Annotated in this window: 16 protein-coding genes and 1 pseudogene; 13 read left to right on the top strand and 4 right to left on the bottom strand. The window is 63.0% G+C overall.

Annotated elements, in window-relative coordinates; all coding sequences use genetic code 11:
• Positions 1-40 precede the first annotated feature (40 nt).
• From NKH05_RS19945 to NKH05_RS19915, 7 genes and pseudogenes are all read left to right on the top strand, one after another.
• On the top strand, positions 41-1,579 hold the full coding sequence (locus NKH05_RS19945; protein ID WP_502913245.1) for a sugar ABC transporter ATP-binding protein: 1,539 nt from the start codon (positions 41-43) through the stop codon (positions 1,577-1,579).
• The gene (locus NKH05_RS19940; RefSeq protein WP_353025931.1) at positions 1,576-3,648 is read left to right on the top strand and encodes an ABC transporter permease; all 2,073 of its coding nucleotides are present in this window, start codon (positions 1,576-1,578) and stop codon (positions 3,646-3,648) included. The genes NKH05_RS19945 and NKH05_RS19940 overlap by 4 nt, the downstream gene beginning before the upstream one ends.
• A 13-nt stretch (positions 3,649-3,661) precedes the next feature.
• On the top strand, positions 3,662-4,468 hold the full coding sequence (locus tag NKH05_RS19935) for an SDR family oxidoreductase (RefSeq protein WP_353025929.1): 807 nt from the start codon (positions 3,662-3,664) through the stop codon (positions 4,466-4,468).
• Between the two features lie 9 nt (positions 4,469-4,477).
• Positions 4,478-5,425: a 3-hydroxyacyl-CoA dehydrogenase gene (locus tag NKH05_RS19930; RefSeq protein WP_353025928.1), complete on the top strand. Its 948-nt coding sequence runs from the start codon at positions 4,478-4,480 to the stop codon at positions 5,423-5,425.
• Positions 5,422-6,384 carry a 3,5-dioxohexanoate:acetyl-CoA acetone transferase gene (gene kce / locus NKH05_RS19925; RefSeq protein WP_353025926.1) on the top strand — a complete coding sequence of 321 codons (963 nt, stop codon included), beginning with the start codon at positions 5,422-5,424 and terminating at the stop codon, positions 6,382-6,384. The genes NKH05_RS19930 and kce overlap by 4 nt, the downstream gene beginning before the upstream one ends.
• A 35-nt stretch (positions 6,385-6,419) precedes the next feature.
• Complete coding sequence (locus NKH05_RS19920) at positions 6,420-7,298, top strand: SMP-30/gluconolactonase/LRE family protein (RefSeq protein WP_352689867.1); 879 nt, start codon at positions 6,420-6,422, stop codon at positions 7,296-7,298.
• 304 nt (positions 7,299-7,602) lie between these two features.
• Positions 7,603-8,230, top strand: a pseudogene (locus NKH05_RS19915) (DUF6088 family protein).
• A gap of 23 nt (positions 8,231-8,253) precedes the next feature.
• Here NKH05_RS19915 and NKH05_RS19910 read toward each other — a convergent pair.
• From NKH05_RS19910 to NKH05_RS19895, 4 genes are all read right to left on the bottom strand, one after another.
• Positions 8,254-8,934, bottom strand: coding sequence for a hypothetical protein (locus NKH05_RS19910; protein WP_353025925.1), 681 nt, complete (start codon positions 8,932-8,934; stop codon positions 8,254-8,256).
• Between the two features lie 166 nt (positions 8,935-9,100).
• Positions 9,101-9,973: a carbohydrate ABC transporter permease gene (locus NKH05_RS19905; protein ID WP_352549455.1), complete on the bottom strand. Its 873-nt coding sequence runs from the start codon at positions 9,971-9,973 to the stop codon at positions 9,101-9,103.
• The gene (locus NKH05_RS19900; protein WP_352857326.1) at positions 9,970-10,860 is read right to left on the bottom strand and encodes a carbohydrate ABC transporter permease; all 891 of its coding nucleotides are present in this window, start codon (positions 10,858-10,860) and stop codon (positions 9,970-9,972) included. The genes NKH05_RS19905 and NKH05_RS19900 overlap by 4 nt, the downstream gene beginning before the upstream one ends.
• A gap of 43 nt (positions 10,861-10,903) precedes the next feature.
• The gene (locus NKH05_RS19895) at positions 10,904-12,196 is read right to left on the bottom strand and encodes an ABC transporter substrate-binding protein (RefSeq protein WP_352494297.1); all 1,293 of its coding nucleotides are present in this window, start codon (positions 12,194-12,196) and stop codon (positions 10,904-10,906) included.
• A gap of 328 nt (positions 12,197-12,524) precedes the next feature.
• On the opposite strand from NKH05_RS19895, the gene NKH05_RS19890 reads away from it, so the two are divergent.
• Genes NKH05_RS19890 through NKH05_RS19865 form a run of 6 tightly spaced genes read left to right on the top strand, consistent with a single transcriptional unit; the run spans position 12,525 to position 17,959 of the window.
• Positions 12,525-13,790, top strand: a complete 1,266-nt coding sequence (locus NKH05_RS19890) for an extracellular solute-binding protein (protein WP_353025923.1) — start codon at positions 12,525-12,527, stop codon at positions 13,788-13,790.
• A gap of 27 nt (positions 13,791-13,817) precedes the next feature.
• Positions 13,818-14,750 carry a carbohydrate ABC transporter permease gene (locus NKH05_RS19885; protein ID WP_353025921.1) on the top strand — a complete coding sequence of 311 codons (933 nt, stop codon included), beginning with the start codon at positions 13,818-13,820 and terminating at the stop codon, positions 14,748-14,750.
• A gap of 2 nt (positions 14,751-14,752) precedes the next feature.
• Positions 14,753-15,586, top strand: coding sequence for a carbohydrate ABC transporter permease (locus NKH05_RS19880; RefSeq protein ID WP_352549465.1), 834 nt, complete (start codon positions 14,753-14,755; stop codon positions 15,584-15,586).
• Positions 15,583-16,320 carry a PIG-L deacetylase family protein gene (locus NKH05_RS19875; protein WP_352492816.1) on the top strand — a complete coding sequence of 246 codons (738 nt, stop codon included), beginning with the start codon at positions 15,583-15,585 and terminating at the stop codon, positions 16,318-16,320. Before NKH05_RS19880 ends, NKH05_RS19875 begins: the two co-directional genes overlap by 4 nt.
• The gene (locus NKH05_RS19870; protein ID WP_353025920.1) at positions 16,317-17,192 is read left to right on the top strand and encodes an ROK family protein; all 876 of its coding nucleotides are present in this window, start codon (positions 16,317-16,319) and stop codon (positions 17,190-17,192) included. The genes NKH05_RS19875 and NKH05_RS19870 overlap by 4 nt, the downstream gene beginning before the upstream one ends.
• Positions 17,189-17,959 carry a GntR family transcriptional regulator gene (locus NKH05_RS19865; protein ID WP_352494293.1) on the top strand — a complete coding sequence of 257 codons (771 nt, stop codon included), beginning with the start codon at positions 17,189-17,191 and terminating at the stop codon, positions 17,957-17,959. The genes NKH05_RS19870 and NKH05_RS19865 overlap by 4 nt, the downstream gene beginning before the upstream one ends.
• Positions 17,960-17,974: the final 15 nt, after the last annotated feature.

Raw genomic sequence — 17,974 nt, 5'->3', positions numbered from 1 at the left:
GGCGCTCCACGCAGCTTTCATGCGGGCTGGGACTGAGATCATGATGTCAGCGCATTCGACAGCTGTCGGCATAGAGGGCGTCCGCAAGGCGTTTGGCGCAACAGTTGCCCTCGATGGCGTTTCCTTCGAGATCGCTTCCGGCAGCGTGCATGCCTTGCTTGGCGAGAACGGTGCGGGCAAGTCCACGCTCGTTAAGCTGCTGTCGGGGCTGGTACGGCCCGACGATGGGCAAATCACCGTGTCAGGCGAACCGGCGCCACTCGGTTCGCCGCGCGCCGCGCATGCCAAAGGCGTGCAGACAGCCTTCCAGGAAATGACCCTGGTACGCGATCTCAGCGTTCTCGATAACATGTTGCTGCCTTACGCGCCCGTTGGCTCGATCGGCCTGATCAGGCGGTTGAGCGCGCGCAAGGCAGTCCGCAAGCACATCTCCGATCTGGGGTTTACGGTCGATCTCGATGCCGAGGTAGCGACGCTCGATCTCGCCATCCGCCAGAAGATCGAAATCGCGCGCGCGCTCTATCGCAAGCCGCGCATCCTTCTGCTCGACGAGCCGACTTCGACACTGTCAGGTGGCGATGTCGAGTGGCTGGGCGCCATCATCGCGCAATTGAAAGCGGCCGGTACCACGGTCGTGTTCATCACCCATCGCATGCGCGAGGTGCGGGCTTTCTGCGACACGCTGACCATTCTCAGGAACGGCCACCACATCGTGACCGCGCCGGTTGCCGATGTTTCGGATGGTGAGGTGATCGAAAAGATCATCGGCCGCAGCATCGCCCAGACCTTCCCGCCGAAACCTCAAAGTGAGGCCGCCTTCGGTCCGCCGGTGCTCGGTGTGCGCGATCTCAAGACGGGGAGGAAGCTCGACGGCGTCGGTTTCGACCTGCGCAAGGGCGAGATTCTCGGCATTGCCGGGCTTCAGGGCATGGGGCAGCTCGACTTGTTCCTCGCCTGCTTCGGCATGGCCGAGATCGAGCGCGGCCATGTCCTGGTCGACGGCCGCAAGGTCTGGCTCGGCTCGCCCTCCGATGCGCTCAAGCCCAACATGGCGATCGGGCTGGTGCCGGAGGACCGCAAGACCGAAGGCCTGTTCCTGAAGCTCTCGGGCCGGCAGAATGCATCGCTGCCTGTGGTCGAACGCTTTACCCGATTTGGCCTGATCAGAAACGACGAGGAGGCAAAGACCGTGCAGTCCGCCTTCTCAACCGTGGAGGTCGACCGCAGTGCCTTGTGGACGAGGGCAGGGGCGTTCTCTGGCGGCAACCAGCAGAAGATAGCGATTGCCAAATGGCTGGTCGCCGAAAGCCGGATCCTGCTGCTTTTCGATCCGACCCGCGGCATCGACGTCGGCACCAAGCACGAGCTCTATGTGATGATGCGCGACTATGTGGCGGCCGGCGGCTCGATCCTTCTGCATTCAACCGAAATTCCCGAGCTGGTCCATCAATGCGACCGGGTGCTCGTCCTCTACGACGGTCACCTGGTGGCGGAGCTTGCCGACAACGACATCACGGAAGGCGCGATCATGCGGCCGGCGCTTGGCCACCGGGACATGGTCCGGGAGGCGGCGGAATGAGTGTGACGAGCTTGGCCGCCGCGGCACCGGCCGCAACAGTGTCGCGGCTCCTCGCGCGGCACAGCGGCGCGATCATCGCGGCGATCGTCTTTGCCGTGCTCCTGCTAATCGTTGATCTGGTAAGTGCCGGGCGGCTCACCTATTTCGATATTTCGTTCCTGTCGAGCGGCGGCGCCACCTCGGCACTGGCGGCGATCGGCCAGACCCTGGTCATCCTGTCCGGCGGTTTCGACCTGTCCGCGGGCGCGGTGATCTCGCTGGTCAATGTCGTTCTGGCAAAAGGCATGGATCCGATGGCAACCGGCACGAGTGTCGCGCTGTGGACCTTGGCCGGAATTGGTGTCGGCATGCTGGTCGGCGCCTTCAACGGCTTCTTCATCGCCGTCCTGCGCATGCAGCCAATCGTCGTCACACTGTCGACCATGTTCATCCTGCAGGGGGTAACGCTGCTGGTCATGGACAAGCCGGGCGGCTTCGTCTCGCCCGATCTTGGCGCCTTCTATCTCGGTGATGCCATTGCCAGCTGGATACCGATGCCGCTGGTCGTCATCGGCGTCGTCCTGCTCGGCTGGTTCTGGCTCAAAGGAACACGCTTCGGGACGGCGCTTTATGCGGTCGGCAGCGACCCGGATGCCGCCGCCGCGGTCGGTGTGCGCGTCGTTCTCGTACGCTTCCTGGTCTATGTCATTGCCGGCGGCTGCTATGGGCTTGCCGGCGTTTTCATCAGCGCCCAGACCGGCAGCGGCGATCCGCTGGTCGGCAACCCGTTGTTGCTGTCGATGTTCGCGGCAGTCGTCGTCGGCGGTACAAGGCTGGGCGGCGGTCAAGGCGGGCCAGTCGGCACCGTCTTCGGCGCCTACATCCTGATGATGGTCGTCAACATCCTGCTCGTGCTCAACGTCTCGGCCTATTATTCGACGATCGCCGAGGGCATGATCCTGATCCTTGCCGTGCTTGCCGGCTCGCTGTCGCATGGCTCCGTGCTTGCCCGCCAACTGCGTGCGCTACGGGCTCGGCTGGCCGCGTGGCGCGCCGGAATGCTGCCCTCGCAGATCGATCGCACCGACCGGCGGCTGAGAATCAAGCGGGGCAGCGCTGGCGACCAGCAGGCGCCGCAGCCGGCCTTCCATGTCCGTAACGCCGAGACGCTGCGCTATGCGCTGCCGGCCTATGTCTGCCTGGCCGTCGTCGTGATCGTCACCCAGATCTGGCTTGGACGCGCCATCGTCAACGTCACCTACTGGAACTCGCTGTTCGTGCTGTCGAGCTTCCTTGCCATCCTGGCGCTTGGGCAGGGCAGCGTAATCCTCACCGGTGGGCTCGACCTGTCGCTGCCGTGGACGATCGGCCTCTCGGGCATCCTGCTTGCCGGCATGGTCAACGGATCGGATGCTGCACTTGCCTATGCGCTGCCGGCGGTGCTGCTCATCGCTTGCCTGATCGGTCTCGCCAACGGCATCGGCATCGTCTTCCTCGGCATTTCGCCAATTGTAATGACGCTGGCCACCAACGGCATTCTGCAAGGTTTCGCTTTGCTCTACTCGCAAGGCACGCCGGCCGGCTTCTCCTCGCCGATGCTGCGCTGGTTCATGACCGGCAAAATATTCATCATCACGCCGGTGGTGCTGTTCATGATCGCCTTCGTCGTCTTCGCCGTGCTGTTGCTCGGCCGCACCGCTTTCGGCCGCCGCATCTACGGCATCGGCAACAGCCTGCGCGCAGCCCAGCTCTCCGGCATCGCGGTCGGTCGCACGCTCATCCTCGTCTATGTCCTGTCGGCGGTCTGCGCGGCGATCGTCGGCATCATGCTGACCGGCTTTTCCGGCCAGGCCAGCCTCGGCATGGGCGACGATTATCTACTGCCCTCCATCGCCGTCGTCGTGGTCGGCGGTGCGCTGATTACCGGCGGGCGTGGCCACTATCTCGGCATGCTGGGTGGGGTGCTGCTCCTGACCGCGTTGCAGATGCTGCTCGCCGGCACGACGCTGCCTTACGCGACGCGGGCAATCCTGTTTGGGCTGGTGGTGCTCGGTGCCGTCATGGCGCTGCGCGAAAGGCGGATTCAGTGAAAGGGATGGAACAATGAGCTCAAGCTCACCGGCATCGGCGGACGAATTCCTGACCGGGCTCAAAGGCCAGCGCGTGCTGGTCACGGCGGGCGCTGGCGGCATTGGCTTTGCCATTGCAGAGACGCTATCGCGGCTCGGCGCACGCGTCGCGATCTGCGATATTTCGGACGAGGCGCTGGCCGCTGCTCGAGAGAGAATTACGCTCGCCGCCGCAGTCAAGGCCGACGTTTCGCGCGACGGCGATGTCGACCGACTGTTCGAGATCGTCAAGGAGAAGCTCGGCGGGCTCGACGCCCTGATCAACAATGCCGGCATTGCCGGGCCAACCGGCGGCGTCGACGAGATCGATCCGGCAGACTGGCGGCGTTGCATAGATATCTGCCTGACCGGCCAGTTCCTGTGCGCGCGGCGTGCCGTGCCGCTGATCAAGGCGGCGGGCGGCGGCTCGATCGTCTCGATGTCTTCGGCCGCCGGCCGCCATGGCTACGCGTTCCGCACCCCCTATTCGGCTGCCAAGTTCGGCGTTGTCGGCCTGACCCAGAGCCTTGCCAAGGAACTCGGACCGGATGGGATCAGGGTCAATGCCATCTTGCCCGGCATCATCGAAGGGCCGCGAATCGACAAGGTCATTGCCGACCGGGCAAAGCAGCTCGGCGTGTCAAACGAGGAGATGACACAACGCTATCTGCAGAACATCTCGCTGCGCCGGATGACCAGCCCATACGATGTCGCGGCGATGGTGGCCTTCCTGCTTTCCGATGCGGGCGTCAACATTTCCGGCCAATCGCTTGGCGTCGACGGCAATGTCGAGACACTCTGAGGGGCGATCATGGCGAAGGTAGCAATTGTCGGAAGCGGTTTCATCGGGCGAGCGTGGGCGATCAGCTTCGCTCGCGCGGGGTATGATGTGCGGATGTGGGACCAGGCGCCGGCCGCGACCAGCGGTGCGCGCGACTATATCGCCGGCGTGCTCGGCGACCTCGCCGCCAACGATTTGCTGCGGGGACAGGCGGTCGATGCCGTGCTTGGCCGCATCACCATTGTGGCGGAGCTTGGCGAGGCCCTGGCCGATGCCGTCCACGTCCAGGAGAACACACCCGAAAACCTGGAGGTGAAGCGTGACGTGTTCTCCCGGATCGACGCCCTTGCCGGTCCGCAGGCGGTGATCGCCAGTTCCACCTCGGCGCTGTTGCCGTCGAAATTCACCGATCATCTTGAGGGGCGGCATCGCTGCCTCGTCGTACATCCAATCAATCCGCCCTATCTCATCCCGGCAGCGGAAGTCGTGCCGGCGCCATGGACCTCCGCCGAAACGGTGGAAAGGACCCGCGCCTTCCTTGTCGAAGCGGGCCACGCGCCGCTGGTGATGAAGCGCGAACTCGACGGCTTCATCATGAACCGCTTGCAGGGCGCGCTGTTGGAGGAGGCGTTCCGGCTCGTCGCCGACGGCTACGCCAGCGTTGAGGACGTTGACACGGGCCTGCGCGAGGGGCTGGCGCTGCGCTGGTCGTTCATGGGTCCGTTCGAAACGATCGACCTCAACGCGCCTGGTGGTGTGCGCGACTATGTAGAGCGCTACCAGACGATCTATTCCAACATCTTCCCGCAGATGCTGCGTCGGGTCGACTGGGCCGGCGAGGTCATGGAGACGATCGAGGCCGAGCGCCGCAAGCGCCTGCCGCGGGAAGAACTCGGCGAACGGCAGGTCTGGCGCGACCGTCGGCTGATGGCGCTGGCGGCGCACAAGAAAAAATCGGATCAGGAGTTTGGACGATGATGGAAACAAGCCGCAAGCCCGGCGCCCCGCAGGCCAAGGGCAAGGTCATCATCACCTGTGCGGTGACGGGGGCAATCCATACGCCGACCATGTCGCCTTATCTGCCGATCACGCCAGACCAGATCGCCTCGGAGGCGATTGCGGCGGCCGAGGCTGGTGCGGCAATCCTGCATCTGCATGCCCGCGACCCTGAGACCGGCAAGCCCGACCAGACGCCGGAGGCGTTCGCGCGTTTCCTGCCGCGCGTCAAGCAAGGCACCAATGCCGCCATCAACATCACCACCGGCGGCAGTCCTTACATGAAGGTGGAGGAGCGTGTGCGGCCCGCCGCCCAGTTCAAGCCGGAAGTCGCCTCGCTCAACATGGGGTCGATCAATTTCGGGCTCTATCACCTCGTAGACAAATACGAAACGTTCAAGTTCGACTGGGAAAGGCCGCACCTGGAAGCGACGCGTGACCTGGTCTTCCGCAACTCGTTCAGGGATATCGAGTACATACTGGAGACCTGTTACGACAACGGCACGCGCTTCGAGTTCGAGTGCTACGACATCGCCCATCTCTATAACCTCTCGCATTTCGCCGATCGCGGGCTGGTGAAACCACCGTTCTTCGTACAATCCGTGTTCGGCCTGCTCGGCGGCATCGGTACGCACCCGGAAGACGTCGCCCATATGAAGCGCACCGCCGACCGGCTGTTCGGCGACCAATATCGCTGGTCGGTGCTGGGTGCCGGCGCCAGCCAGCTGCGCATTGCCGCGCAATCGGCAGCGCTTGGCGGCAATATTCGCGTTGGGCTCGAAGACAGTCTGTGGGCCGGCAAGGGCAAGCTTGCCAAATCGAACGCCGAGCAGGTGGTGCTTGCCCGCAAGATTATCGAAGGCCTCGGCATGGAAGTGGCGACGCCCGACGAGGCTCGCGAAATCCTGTCATTGAAGGGCGGCGACCAGGTCGCGTTCTGACCGGTTTCTGCAAGGTTCGAACAGAGGAGGACGGCATGAAGATCGAAGTCGTGGTGGACGTGAAGACCACGCTGGGCGAGGGACCGCTGTGGGACGTTGAACAGGAGCGCCTCTACTGGATCGACAGTTTCGACGGGCGTGTGTTTCGGGCGACCGCCGACGGCCGCGAGATCCGTTGCTGGGACGTGCCGATGAAGATCGGCTCGATGGCATTGCGCAAGGACGGCGGTGGCGCGGTGGTGTCGCTGCAGCGCGGCTTCCATCTGCTTGATTTCGCCACCGGCGAGGTGACGCCGATCCACGATCCGGAGCCGGACCGGCCGATGAACCGGCTCAATGACGGCAAGGTCGATCGGCGCGGCCGCTTCTTCGCCGGCTCAATGGACACGATGGAAGAGGGGCCCTCCGGCGGGCTCTACCGGCTCGATCCCGATTTCTCCGTGACCAGGATAGATTCCGGCATCATCTGCTCGAACGGCCCGTGCTGGAGTCCAGACGACCGCACCTTCTATTTCGCCGACACCTGGACCGGCGAGATCTGGGCCTACGACTATGATATCGAAACCGGTGCCGCCACCAACCGGCGCACTTTCACCCGCGTCGATACCAGCCGGGGAGGGGCGGCCGACGGCTCAACTGTCGATGCCGAGGGCTTCCTCTGGAACGCGCTGGTCTATGACGGCAGGCTGGTGCGTTACGCGCCCGACGGCAGCGTCGACCGCATCATCGACATGCCCGTCAAGAAGATCACCAGCGTCATGTTCGGCGGGCCGAAGCTCGATACCCTGTACGTCACGTCGATGGCCAAGCCGCCGCTGCCGCGCTTTCCGGGTGACGGAGTTTTACGCGGCAGCCTTTTTGCCGTCACCGGCCTCGGCGTAACGGGAGTTCCGGAGCCAAGATTTGCTGCGTGAAGCTCGGCATCGAGCCGTCACTTTGTGGCGGTCATCGTCTCGGCAGCTTTCCGCAGTACTCAGTCTGTAGCAGGCTGCCATCCGACGGGCGTGACCGGTGGCCGGCATGACCCTCGCGCCCGAATTCGTTTCAACAACAGGTTCTCACGGACAAGCCGTCTCCGAGTCCTCTGTGGCTGCGGCCCGCCAACTGAGTCCGCGGCGCTTGGTTGGGCTCTCGCACTCTGTTGAGAAACCTAGCAACCAGACAGCGATGCCTATTTTTTCGATGAATGTCAGTAAAAGATGCGTTATTTTCTGACGCATGAAGATGGTCGTTTCCTCAGTTCCTGATCGGATCTTGAGGCGCGCCCGCGGTAGTGGGCGCGGGAGCGTTTTCACGCCCAGCGATTTTCTTGATCTGGCGGGACGGTCAGCGATCGATCAGGCGCTCTCGCGCCTCGTCAAAAGAGATAGGTTGCGGCGTCTCGCCCGCGGACTTTACGATTTCCCGAAACTGCATCCAAAACTTGGGCGCTTTCCCCGTCGCCCGATTATGTTGCCCAGGCGCTGGCCAGGGAGACTGGCTCTCATGTGCAGGTCGCCGGGACGCATGCGGCCAATGCGCTTGGTCTGACCAGCCAAGTTCCCGCCCGAACCTCATATCTCACGGATGGTCCATCCCGTCGCGTGGTGCTCGGAAAGCGTGTTATCGACCTGCGCCATGCGTCGCCCAAACACTCGATAGCACCGGGGAGTGCTGCGGGAACAGTCGTTCAGGCGTTGCGGCATCTCGGGCCATCACGGGCCGCCGATGTCGTTCAGATCGCGTCGCGCCAACTGTCCCTGAGTAACAAAAAGAGACTCGTCTCAACCGCCATACAGGCGCGGCTTGGATGCGTCCAATACTAAGGGCCATTGGCGACTCACCATCGGATGCGGCTCATGGATAGCTTCGTGCGCCAAGCCGCGTCGGTTAGCCATGTGGTGCGCGTGCTAACTCATCCACGGCAGCTGAAAGAACGCGTTCGGGGTCCGAGGCGAGCACATCTTGCGGACGTTTGCCGCCAAGGAAGCTATTGATCGATGCAAACCAATAGGCGAGCCCCCAGGCATCCTTTTTCCCGCGAAACACACTCAGAACCTTAGCGAGCGGTTTAGTGGGCCGATATCCAGCTGCAATATCCAGAGCGTAGCCGGGAAAATAGTCTACACCCCGATGCCGAACTGCGAAGATGCTGCCTTGTTTTTTCCACTTGTTTGGCTGCGCACGTGGGTTGCTCGTGCTGAACCCTGCCATTGTCGCGACTTGAGGAGCGGTCAGCCAACCGCCGCTTTCCAATACTTCTCTTCTCGCCTCGGCCGCCATCCGCGCTTGTATGAGCACGTGTTGCGGAGGGAGTACGTCAGGGACCAGGGCGTCGATTATCGTGCTTATGGCTTCGCGCTGGCGACTCATCAGGATCGTACGCACCAGAGGCGCAATGCTGACGAGCGTGTCCGCGAGGCCGCGCACAGCAGGTTCACTCCCATGCTCGACCGTTACTGCTATGACCAGCTCGAGAGTTAGGCGATCAAGTCGGTCACCAACCTCCTTCGGCTTTCCGGTGAGGACGCCAAATCCCGACAGTTCAATAGTCTCATGGGTAAGTGCCATGATCTCCCGCTCCTGGGGCGATGAGCATGGTTACATATGTAGCACAACAACCGGTATCACAGGTGCAGCTAAGCTGTGGCATTTGGCGTCCAAGTTCGCTGATTGCCTGGAGCTTGCAGAGCGCGTCCCAACGACCGACCGGCGTAAGCCGGCAGTGCCGCCGAGGCTATCCCTTGATCGCCGAGCCGACGATCGAATCCACGAAGAAGCGCTGCAGGAAAACGAACAGCACCAGTGGCGGCAGCACGGCAAGAGTGGCGCCCGCCATGACCAGTCCGGTGTTGAGCGCACCTCTGTTGTAGCTGAGCAGGCGGCTGAGGCTAATGACGATCGGATAATCTTCCGCATTGCCCTGCAGCACGGTAAGCGGCCACAGATAGCTGTTCCAATGATAGACGAAGGCAAACAGCGCCAATGCCGCGGTCGCGGGCGCCACGCTCGGCGCGACGATCTTGAACAGGATCACAAGTTCCGACGCCCCATCCATCCGTGCCGCGTCGATCAAATCGTCCGGCACGCCGGCGATGAACTGGCGCATCAGGAAGATGCCGAAGGCATTGGCGAGGTTGGGCACGATGATGCCGGCAAGGCTGGCATTCAGACCGATCGATCCGACGAGACGGTACAGCGGGACCAAAGTCACGATCGGCGGCAGAAACATTGTGGCGATCAGCACCGAAAACAGCAGTGAGCGGCCGGGAAAGTGATGCTTGGCGAAGGCGTAGCCAGCCATCATGCTGGTGACCAGAATGCCGGCGGTGGTGATCGTGGCGATCACGAGCGAATTCCACATCGAGCGGCCGACATTGATGACGCCGGACACTTTCTCATACGCTTCGAGGCTCGGCGTGCGCGGTATCCACACCGGCGGCACCTGCATGGTTTCGGCCGGCGTCTTCAGGCTGGAGAGCACCATCCACAACAGCGGAAAGGCGGAGGCCACGGCAACCAGCAGCATCAGCGTGGCGAGCAGTGCTCTGCGGCCCGCCAGGCGTTTGCGCGCCAACCGGCTCGATGCTGATCGGCCCGGCGCGCTCATTCGTCATCCTTCCGGTTGGCAAATGCAAACAGCGCGCACACAACGACGATCAGCGCCAACATCAGCATCACTGCCATGGCCGAGCCCAATCCGCCTTGCGCGCGCTCGATGCCGACACGGCGGATGTGATAGGTCAGCACATTGGTCGAGCCGACCGGCCCGCCTTGGGTGATCAGCGCCACCGGCTCGAACACCTGCACGGCGTTTATGATGGCGATGACGGCGCTGAACAGAAGCGTGCGCCGCAGCAGCGGCAACGTGATAAAGCGGAACTGTTCGCGTCGGGTGGCGCCGTCCAGAGTCGCCGCCTCGTAAAGACTGCCCGGGATCTGGGTCAGCCCGGCAACGGCCAGCACGGTAAAATAGCCGATCTGCTGCCAGACATTCAGGACGACGATCGAGATCAACGCCGATCTTGGCGAGGACAGCCAGGGTTGCGGGCCGATGCCGGCGAGGCCGAGCATCTGGTTGAGCGGCCCTTCGCTCGGCGAATAAAGCTTCGACCAGACCAGCGTCACGGCGATCATCGGCACCATGTAGGTGGAAAACAACACGGTCCGCAGCGCCGTGCCGCCTGCGACATCGCGCTGGTAGACCATCAAACCGAACGCGACCGAAAGGGGCAGGATGAGCATCACCGACAATGCCGTGTAGATCGCGGTGTTGAGCAGTGCTCGCTTGAAATCCCGCCCGACCGAGGTCGGCCCGAATATTTCGCGAAAATTGTCGAAGCCGATGAAGCTCGCATTGGAAAAAGGCGTCTGCGTCGACCAGTCCTGGAATGACAGCCAGATGGTGAGCAGCATCGGCAGCAGGATGAAAACACCGATCAATGTCACGGCAGGCGCCAGCATGATGCCCGCCGAGGCACGATAGTTCTTGATCATCGCTCTGCTTCCAAAGCGCCGGGCTCTCGAAACAGCGCCTTCGCTATTTGGCGGCACGCTCCAGGATCGAGACGGCATCGGCCTGCGCGTTCGCCTGCGCATCCTTGGCCGAGAGCTGACCATACTGCAACGCCTCGAGCGTCTGCTGCAGCGATTCGCTGAACTCCTGGCCGCCCGGCACGACAGGGAAGGGCTTGGCGTCGGCAAGGACGCTGACATAGCCGGACAGGAACTCGGAGCCGAGCTTGTCCTTATGGGCTTCGATGTCGGAGGTCCGCGTCGGCAGGATGCCCATCGACATCAGAATATCCGACATTGCCGAGGCGCCGTTCTCGCCGGACTTCGGACTGTTCAGCCACGCCAGGAAATCCCATGCCGCTTTCTGCTCGGCCTCACCGGCATTGGCGTTGACGACGGTCATCCACGAATAGGAGATCGAGTGCGGCTTGTCGCCGTTCGGACCCACCGGGATGGGTGCGGTGGCGATATTGGAGAACTTGTCGCCCATGCCGCTCTTCAATGCGCTTTCCCACCAGTTGGCCATGATGATCATGCCGGTCTTGCCGGAGACGAAACTGTCGAGGAAGGGACCGGTTGTGTTGGCGTCGGCCGTGGCCATCGCCGGATCGCTGGCACCGGACTTGATCAGGTCCTCGTAGAGCTGGAAAGTCTCGCCGGCTTGAGGACTGTCGAGCACCGGTTTGCCGTCCTTGACCAGCTCGCCGCCATTGGAGGCCAGTAGCGAGGCGAAGGGATGGACGACGCCCGCCGCCCAGGAATTGATCATGCCGAAACCTTGCTGGCCGGCATCTTTCCTGGTCAGCTTCTGGGCCGCATCCTTCAATTCGGACCAGGTTTTCGGCGCGGCCGTAATGCCTGCCTGCTTGAACAGCTCCTTGTTGTAGTTCAGTGCATAGACGTCGATCTCGTTTGGAATGCCGTAGAGCGTGCCACCAACAGAGGCCGCACTGACGACACCGGCCGGCCACGCACTCTTGACCTCGCCGGCAACCGCATCGGGGGCCGGCGCGACCAGCTTGTCTCGCGCCAGTTCGGGCAGCCACAAATCATAGATGCCGCCGATCGTCGGCCCGTCCGAGCTGCCGCCCTGGGAACGCAGTGTCGTCAGGAGATCGCCGAAGGGGACGGCGCGCACGGTGACGGTCACATCCGGATTGCTCTTGGCGTAGTCCTTGGCCGCGGCGTCCAGCAAAGCGACCGTTTCGGGCGACCAGTGCGTCAGATAGGAGATGTTGACCGATTGGGTCCAACCAATGGTGGGCGAGGCCAACAACCCTGCAGCCAGCGCCAGTTTCGAAATCCAAGCCAAAGACATCCGACCCTCCGCATAGCCACCCAGCGACGTCCATGACGTTATGACAACTCCAAGCAACGATGCAAGCGCTATCTTCGTGGAGAGCTCCTGCCGGTGTTGCGGCGTTTTCTTACTGCGGTCAACAAAGCATGCAAGATTACATCGTGAAAACAAGAAATTATCTGATACAGTTCGAGATGATTCTCCGCTGCCGGCCATGCCCAAACATACTGCAAGGCACTTGCGGTCGAAGTCATGTCGTTATAATGACATGAGAAAAGCTATGACTGCCTTGCGGCTTTTGAACCGCCGTGGGGATGACAATATCGACAAGAATGGGAGACTGAGCATGCTTTCAATTCATCGACGCGCCGCACTCGGCCTGATCGGCGGGTTTGCCGCAGTCTGCACCGGGGTCTTCACCGCACTGCCGGCCAAGGCCGACGACACCGTGACCCTGTGGAGCTGGCGCACCGAGGACGAGGCTGCGATGCGCCGCATCTTCGACGCCTTCGAGGCCAAGACTCCCGGCATTAAGGTCAACATCCAGTTCACCCCCGACGCCGACTACCAGAACCGGCTGAGTACGGCGCTGCGTGGCGGCCGCGGGCCTGATATCGCTCAGCTCAAGGCTTACGGCGAACTGCAACCATTCATCGAGGGTGGCTATCTCGATCCGCTCGACGACAGCGTGCCGGAGCTGAAGAACATGCCCGATAGCGCGCTGGGCGGCGCTCGTGGCGTTGCCGACGGCAAGATCTATGGCGTGCCCTATTCGGTGCCGATGATGGGCGTCTTCTACAATCAAGACATCTTCGCCGCCCAGGGCATCGAGATTCCCAAGACCTACAAAGATTTCGTCGCCGCCTGCGAGAAGCTGAAAGCGGCGGGGATAACGCCAATAGCCGCCGGCGGTGCCAACGGCTCCGCCTGGGCGCTGGAGATCGGCGTCGGTGTTGTCGGCCCGACCATCTATGGCCCGGGCTTCTACGACGAAATGATGAGCGGCAAGGCGACCTTCGAGGATCCGCGCTACGTGGCTGCCCTGAAACGCTATGCCGAGTTGAAGCCGTATTTCTCCGACGGCTTTGCCGGTGTCGATTACACCACTTCGACACAGCAATTCATCGGCGGCAAGGCGGCCATGTTCTTCGGCGGCTCGTTCGAGAACGGCAGCTTCAAGGCGCAGAACCCGAAGCTGAAATTCTCGATCTTCCCGTTCCCCGCCGACGATCCTGCCACCAAGCTCTACACCTCGGCCTTTTCGGACGGCTCCTATGGTCTGGTCTCTGAAAGTACCAACAAGGAGGCAGCGATCAAGGTGCTCAACTTCATGGCTTCGGCCGAGTTCGCGCAGCTCTTCGCCGACGAGTTGGGCTGGCCGCCGGCCCGTACCGACGTCACCGTGAAGGACCCGGTACTCGCCACGATGATGGAGATGTCGAAGAATTCCACACCCTATCTGACGCTTGTCGGCTTCCGCTGGCAGACGCCTACGGCCTCCTCGATCCTGCAGTCCGAGATCATCGACATGGTCGAAGGCAACATCACGCCGCAGAAGCTGGCGGCGGACATGCAGGCCGCCGTCAGCAGCTGGTTCAAGCCGAAGCAGTAGGCCGTCACACCCTGCGCGAAACAGCACATGATCGCCCGTCGCCGCAAAAGCAGCCTTCAGCGCACCCAGCAGCGCATGGCCGTGCTGTTCATCGTGCCGGCACTGGCCGTTTATGCGCTGTTTGTCCTTTATCCGCTGCTGATGTCGCTGTGGGGCAGCTTCTTCGTCTGGAGGGGCCTGCGCATGCTGGAGTTCGCCGGCCTGTCGAATTTTACCCGCCTGTTCGTTTTCCCGAGCGGTGGGCGGCTCTACGGAGCGCTCTGGCACAACGTCGCCTGGTTCTTCGGCATCATGCTGTTCCAGAACGGCCTTGGTCTGCTGTTGGCCTGGCTGCTGTTCCTGCGCGCCAAAGGGGCGGCCTTCTTCCAGTCGGTCTTCTTCTTCCCGGCGGTGCTGAGCCCGGCCATCGTCGGCGCCCTGTGGCGGCTGCTGCTGGCGCCCGGCGGCACCATCGAATGGATGCTCAACGGCCTTGGCCTGCATCAAGGCAGCCTGACGGTTCTCGGCAACAGCCACACGGCACTCGTGATGCTGATCGCCGTCGACGCCTGGAACTGGATGGGCCTGCCGGTGCTGATCTACACCGCCGGCCTCAGGCAGATTTCGTCCCAGATATTCGAGGCTGCCAGGCTGGATGGCGCCGGCAGCGGCCGCATGCTGGTCTCGGTTGCCCTGCCTTTGCTGATGCCGGCCGTCGGCACGTTGACGACGCTGTCGTTCATCAACACCTTCAACCAGTTCGACATCGTCTATGTCATGCAAGGCGTGCAGGGCAATCCGAGCTATTCCACAGACACGCTGGTGACCTATTTCTACCGGCTCGCTTTCGGCGCGGAAGGCGCGGTCGGTATCACCGATATAGGCCTGGCGCTTGCGCTGGGAACGCTGCTGTTTCTCATCCTCAGCATCGGCACGCTTGTGATGCTGCGCTTCTTCGACCGCCGCACGGTGCAACTGTGAATATGCTCGCCATCCCTCGACAGCTTGCTCGGCTGCCCGGCTGGACGGCGCTGGTCCTGTGGACCGCAGCGGTGCTGCTGCCGCTCTATATTCTCGTCGTCTCCTGTTTCAAGACCACGGCGGAGATCTACGACAACAGGCTCGGCCTGCCGCAAAGCTTTGCCTTCGACAATTTCGTTGCGGCCTGGACGCGCGCCGATCTCGGCCAGAATTTCATCAACAGCCTGATCGTCACCGGCGGTGCGGTGATCCTGACGATTATCGTGTCGGCAATGGCCGCCTATCCGCTGAGCCGCTATCGGCTGGGCTGGAACGGTATCATGCTCGGCCTGTTCCTGTCCGGCATCATGCTGCCGATCCGGCTTGCCTCGGTGGAGCTGTTCACGCTGATGCGCAACCTTGGCCTGCTCGATTCGCTGATCGGCCTGATCCTTGTCTATTCGGCCATCCGCATTCCCTTCGCCGTCTTCATCTTCGCAAATTTCATGCGGGTACTGCCGTCCGAGCTCGACGAGGCTGCGCGCATGGATGGGGCCGGCGAGGCGCGCATTCTGTTCCAGATCGTGCTGCCAATGGTGAAGCCAGCCGTATCGATCGTCGCCATCTTCACCGCTATCGCCGTGTGGAACGACTTCTTCTTCCCGCTGATCTTCATCTTCGACGACCGCTACAAGACCGTGCCGCTGGCGATCAGCGTGTTTGTCGGCCAGTTCCGCACGGATTGGGGCCTCGTGTTCGCCTCGCTTGCCATCTCCATGGCGCCCATCCTGATCATGTACTGTCTGCTTGCCCGCCAGATTCGCGAGGGCGTCGGCTCCGGGGGAGGCGCGAAATGATCGAGGACAAGGTCTATGCCGCACGCTCGATTCTGGTCGTCGGGGCGCATGCCTTCGATGCCGAGGTGATTGCCGGTCCACTGGCGGCGGCGGCGGTGCAAGGCGGTGCCGAAGTCACCTTCCTGCATCTCAGCATGGGCGAGCAGGGCCATCCAAGCCTCGCCCCCGAGTACTATTGCGTCCAGAAGCAGGAGGAGGCCGCAAAGGCCGCAGCCAGGCTCGGCGTTGCCATGCGCAGTCTCGGGCTGCACGACGCCTTCCTGCCCTGCGACGACGAGACGGCGCTCAAGGTTTGCGATGTTGTGCGCGAGTTGAAGCCGCAAATCGTCATCACTCACTGGCATGGCAGCTGGCACAAGGACCATCGCGCCGCGGCCCGACTGACACAGACCGGTATTTTTTTTGCGGCATTGCCGACGCTGAAGCGCGACCATGCTGCACACACACCGCAACTGCTGCTGTTCGGCGAAAACTGGGAGGACGACGAAGGCTTTCGCCCCGAACACCTCGTCGACGTCAGCGACGGCTTCGAGGCCTGGAGCGAGGCGGTGCGGGAATACGAACTGGCACGCGGCCTGAGCAGTTTCCCCTACGTCGATTATTACAGTGCGCTTTATCGGCTTCGCGGCTGCCTGCGCGGCACGCGCTACGCGCAGGGTTTTGCGGCGGCCTCGCAGTCCTGGCAAGCCGGCAGTGGCCTGTTCGCGCCGGCCAATCGGAGCGGCTCTCGATGACACGCATTCTGGCTATCGATCTTGGCGGCACCAATTTGCGCGCCGCAATCCATAGCGGCGATGTTCGCTGGCTGGAGATGCTGAGCCGCGAGCCTGCGCCGACAAGCCTGGATGCCTTCGTCGCCCGTATCGGTGCCTTGCGCGCCGAGGCCGGTCCGGTCGACGCCCTCGGGCTTGCGGTGCCCGGACTTGTCGAGGGCTCGGTCTGCCGCTGGATTCCGAACCTGCCCTATCTCGACGGCATCGACATCGCGGCCTTGTTTCCTCGTCTGCGCGTTGTAGTTGGCAATGACGCACAGATCGCCATGCTGGCCGAAGCGATCGAAGGTGCCGCAAAGGGCCTGTCCGATGCCATCCTGCTGGCGATCGGTACCGGCATCGGCTCCGCCGTTCTGGCCAATAATCGCATCGTTGCCGGCGCATGTGGCGGCGCCTGCTCATTCGGCTGGGCCTGCGCCGACATCGAGGATGAAGGCGAGGACCGTAGCGGCTGGCTGGAGCGCTTCGCTTCCGGGCGTGCGTTCGACGCCGTGGCGCGCCAGATCGGGTTGGCCAATGGCGGCAGGTTGGTCGAGGCCGCCCGGGCTGGCAAGACGGCCGCACTTGACGCGTTGGAGCTGCCGGCGCGCCGGCTGGGCACTGCCCTTGCGGGTGCGGTCGCGCTGCTTGATCCGCAGGCGATCCTGATTTCCGGCGGGCTTGCCGATGCGCTGGACGTGATAGGGCCGCCGCTGCTTGCGGCATTGCGGCGTCAGTTGCCGCCGCATCTGCGCGACGTCGTTCTGCGGTCCGGCGAATTCGGCTCCCGCGCCGGTCTCGTCGGCGCCTCGCTGGCTGGTCTCGCCGGAGCACAGTGGAGGCAGATAAGATGAGCCAAGTCAGCTTCCATCTGCCCGACCGCAGAAGGCCCGAGCCGCTCTGGTATCAGGTGGAAGAGGCCATCCGCGCCATCGTCAAGAGTGGCGAGTGGGCGACCGGCGACCAGATTCCGGCCGAAGACAGACTGTGCGCCTTGTTCGGGGTGAGCCGCATCACGCTGCGACACGCCTTGCGCAATCTTGAGGAGCACGGGCTGCTCAGGCGCGAACATGGCCGTGGCACCTTCGTGCGCTCCACCACGCTGGTCGCCGGCACCCGCGAACTCACCAGCTTCACGCAGGAAATGGGCAATATGGGCGTGGTCGCCGGCTCGCGCTTGCTCGACTGCAGCCTGACCACCGCCAATGCCGCCGCGGCCGGAGCGCTGGAGATCGAGGAGGGCGACCCGGTGGTGCGCATCCGGCGGCTCAGGCTCGGCAACAACGAACCGATCGGTATTCAGACTGCGCAACTCTCGGCCGCGCGCGTGCCGGGCTTTCTCGATGCCGGCCTGCTGCAAGGCTCGCTCTACGAAGCGCTGGAACGCCATTACGGCATCGTGCCGGTCGCAGCGCGCGAAAACTACCGTGTCGGCGCTGTCGGGGCGGCGGATGCCGAGTTGCTCGATCTGCCTGCGGGGAGCCCCGCTTTCGTGGTCGAGCGCATCACCACCGACGAGCGCGGCCCGTTCGAATTCACTGTCTCGGTGATGCGTGGCGACCGCTACGAAATCCGCTCGACGCTGCGTGCCGGTCGCGCCGCGCCAACCGCAAGAAGCTGAGCCATACCCAAGCCG

The organism is Mesorhizobium sp. M1399 (genome assembly GCF_040317735.1).
In the GTDB taxonomy this organism is placed as follows: Bacteria; Pseudomonadota; Alphaproteobacteria; order Rhizobiales; family Rhizobiaceae; genus Mesorhizobium.
Note: the sequence above shows the minus strand (reverse complement) of the source record. Positions and strands in the feature narration are given on the sequence as shown.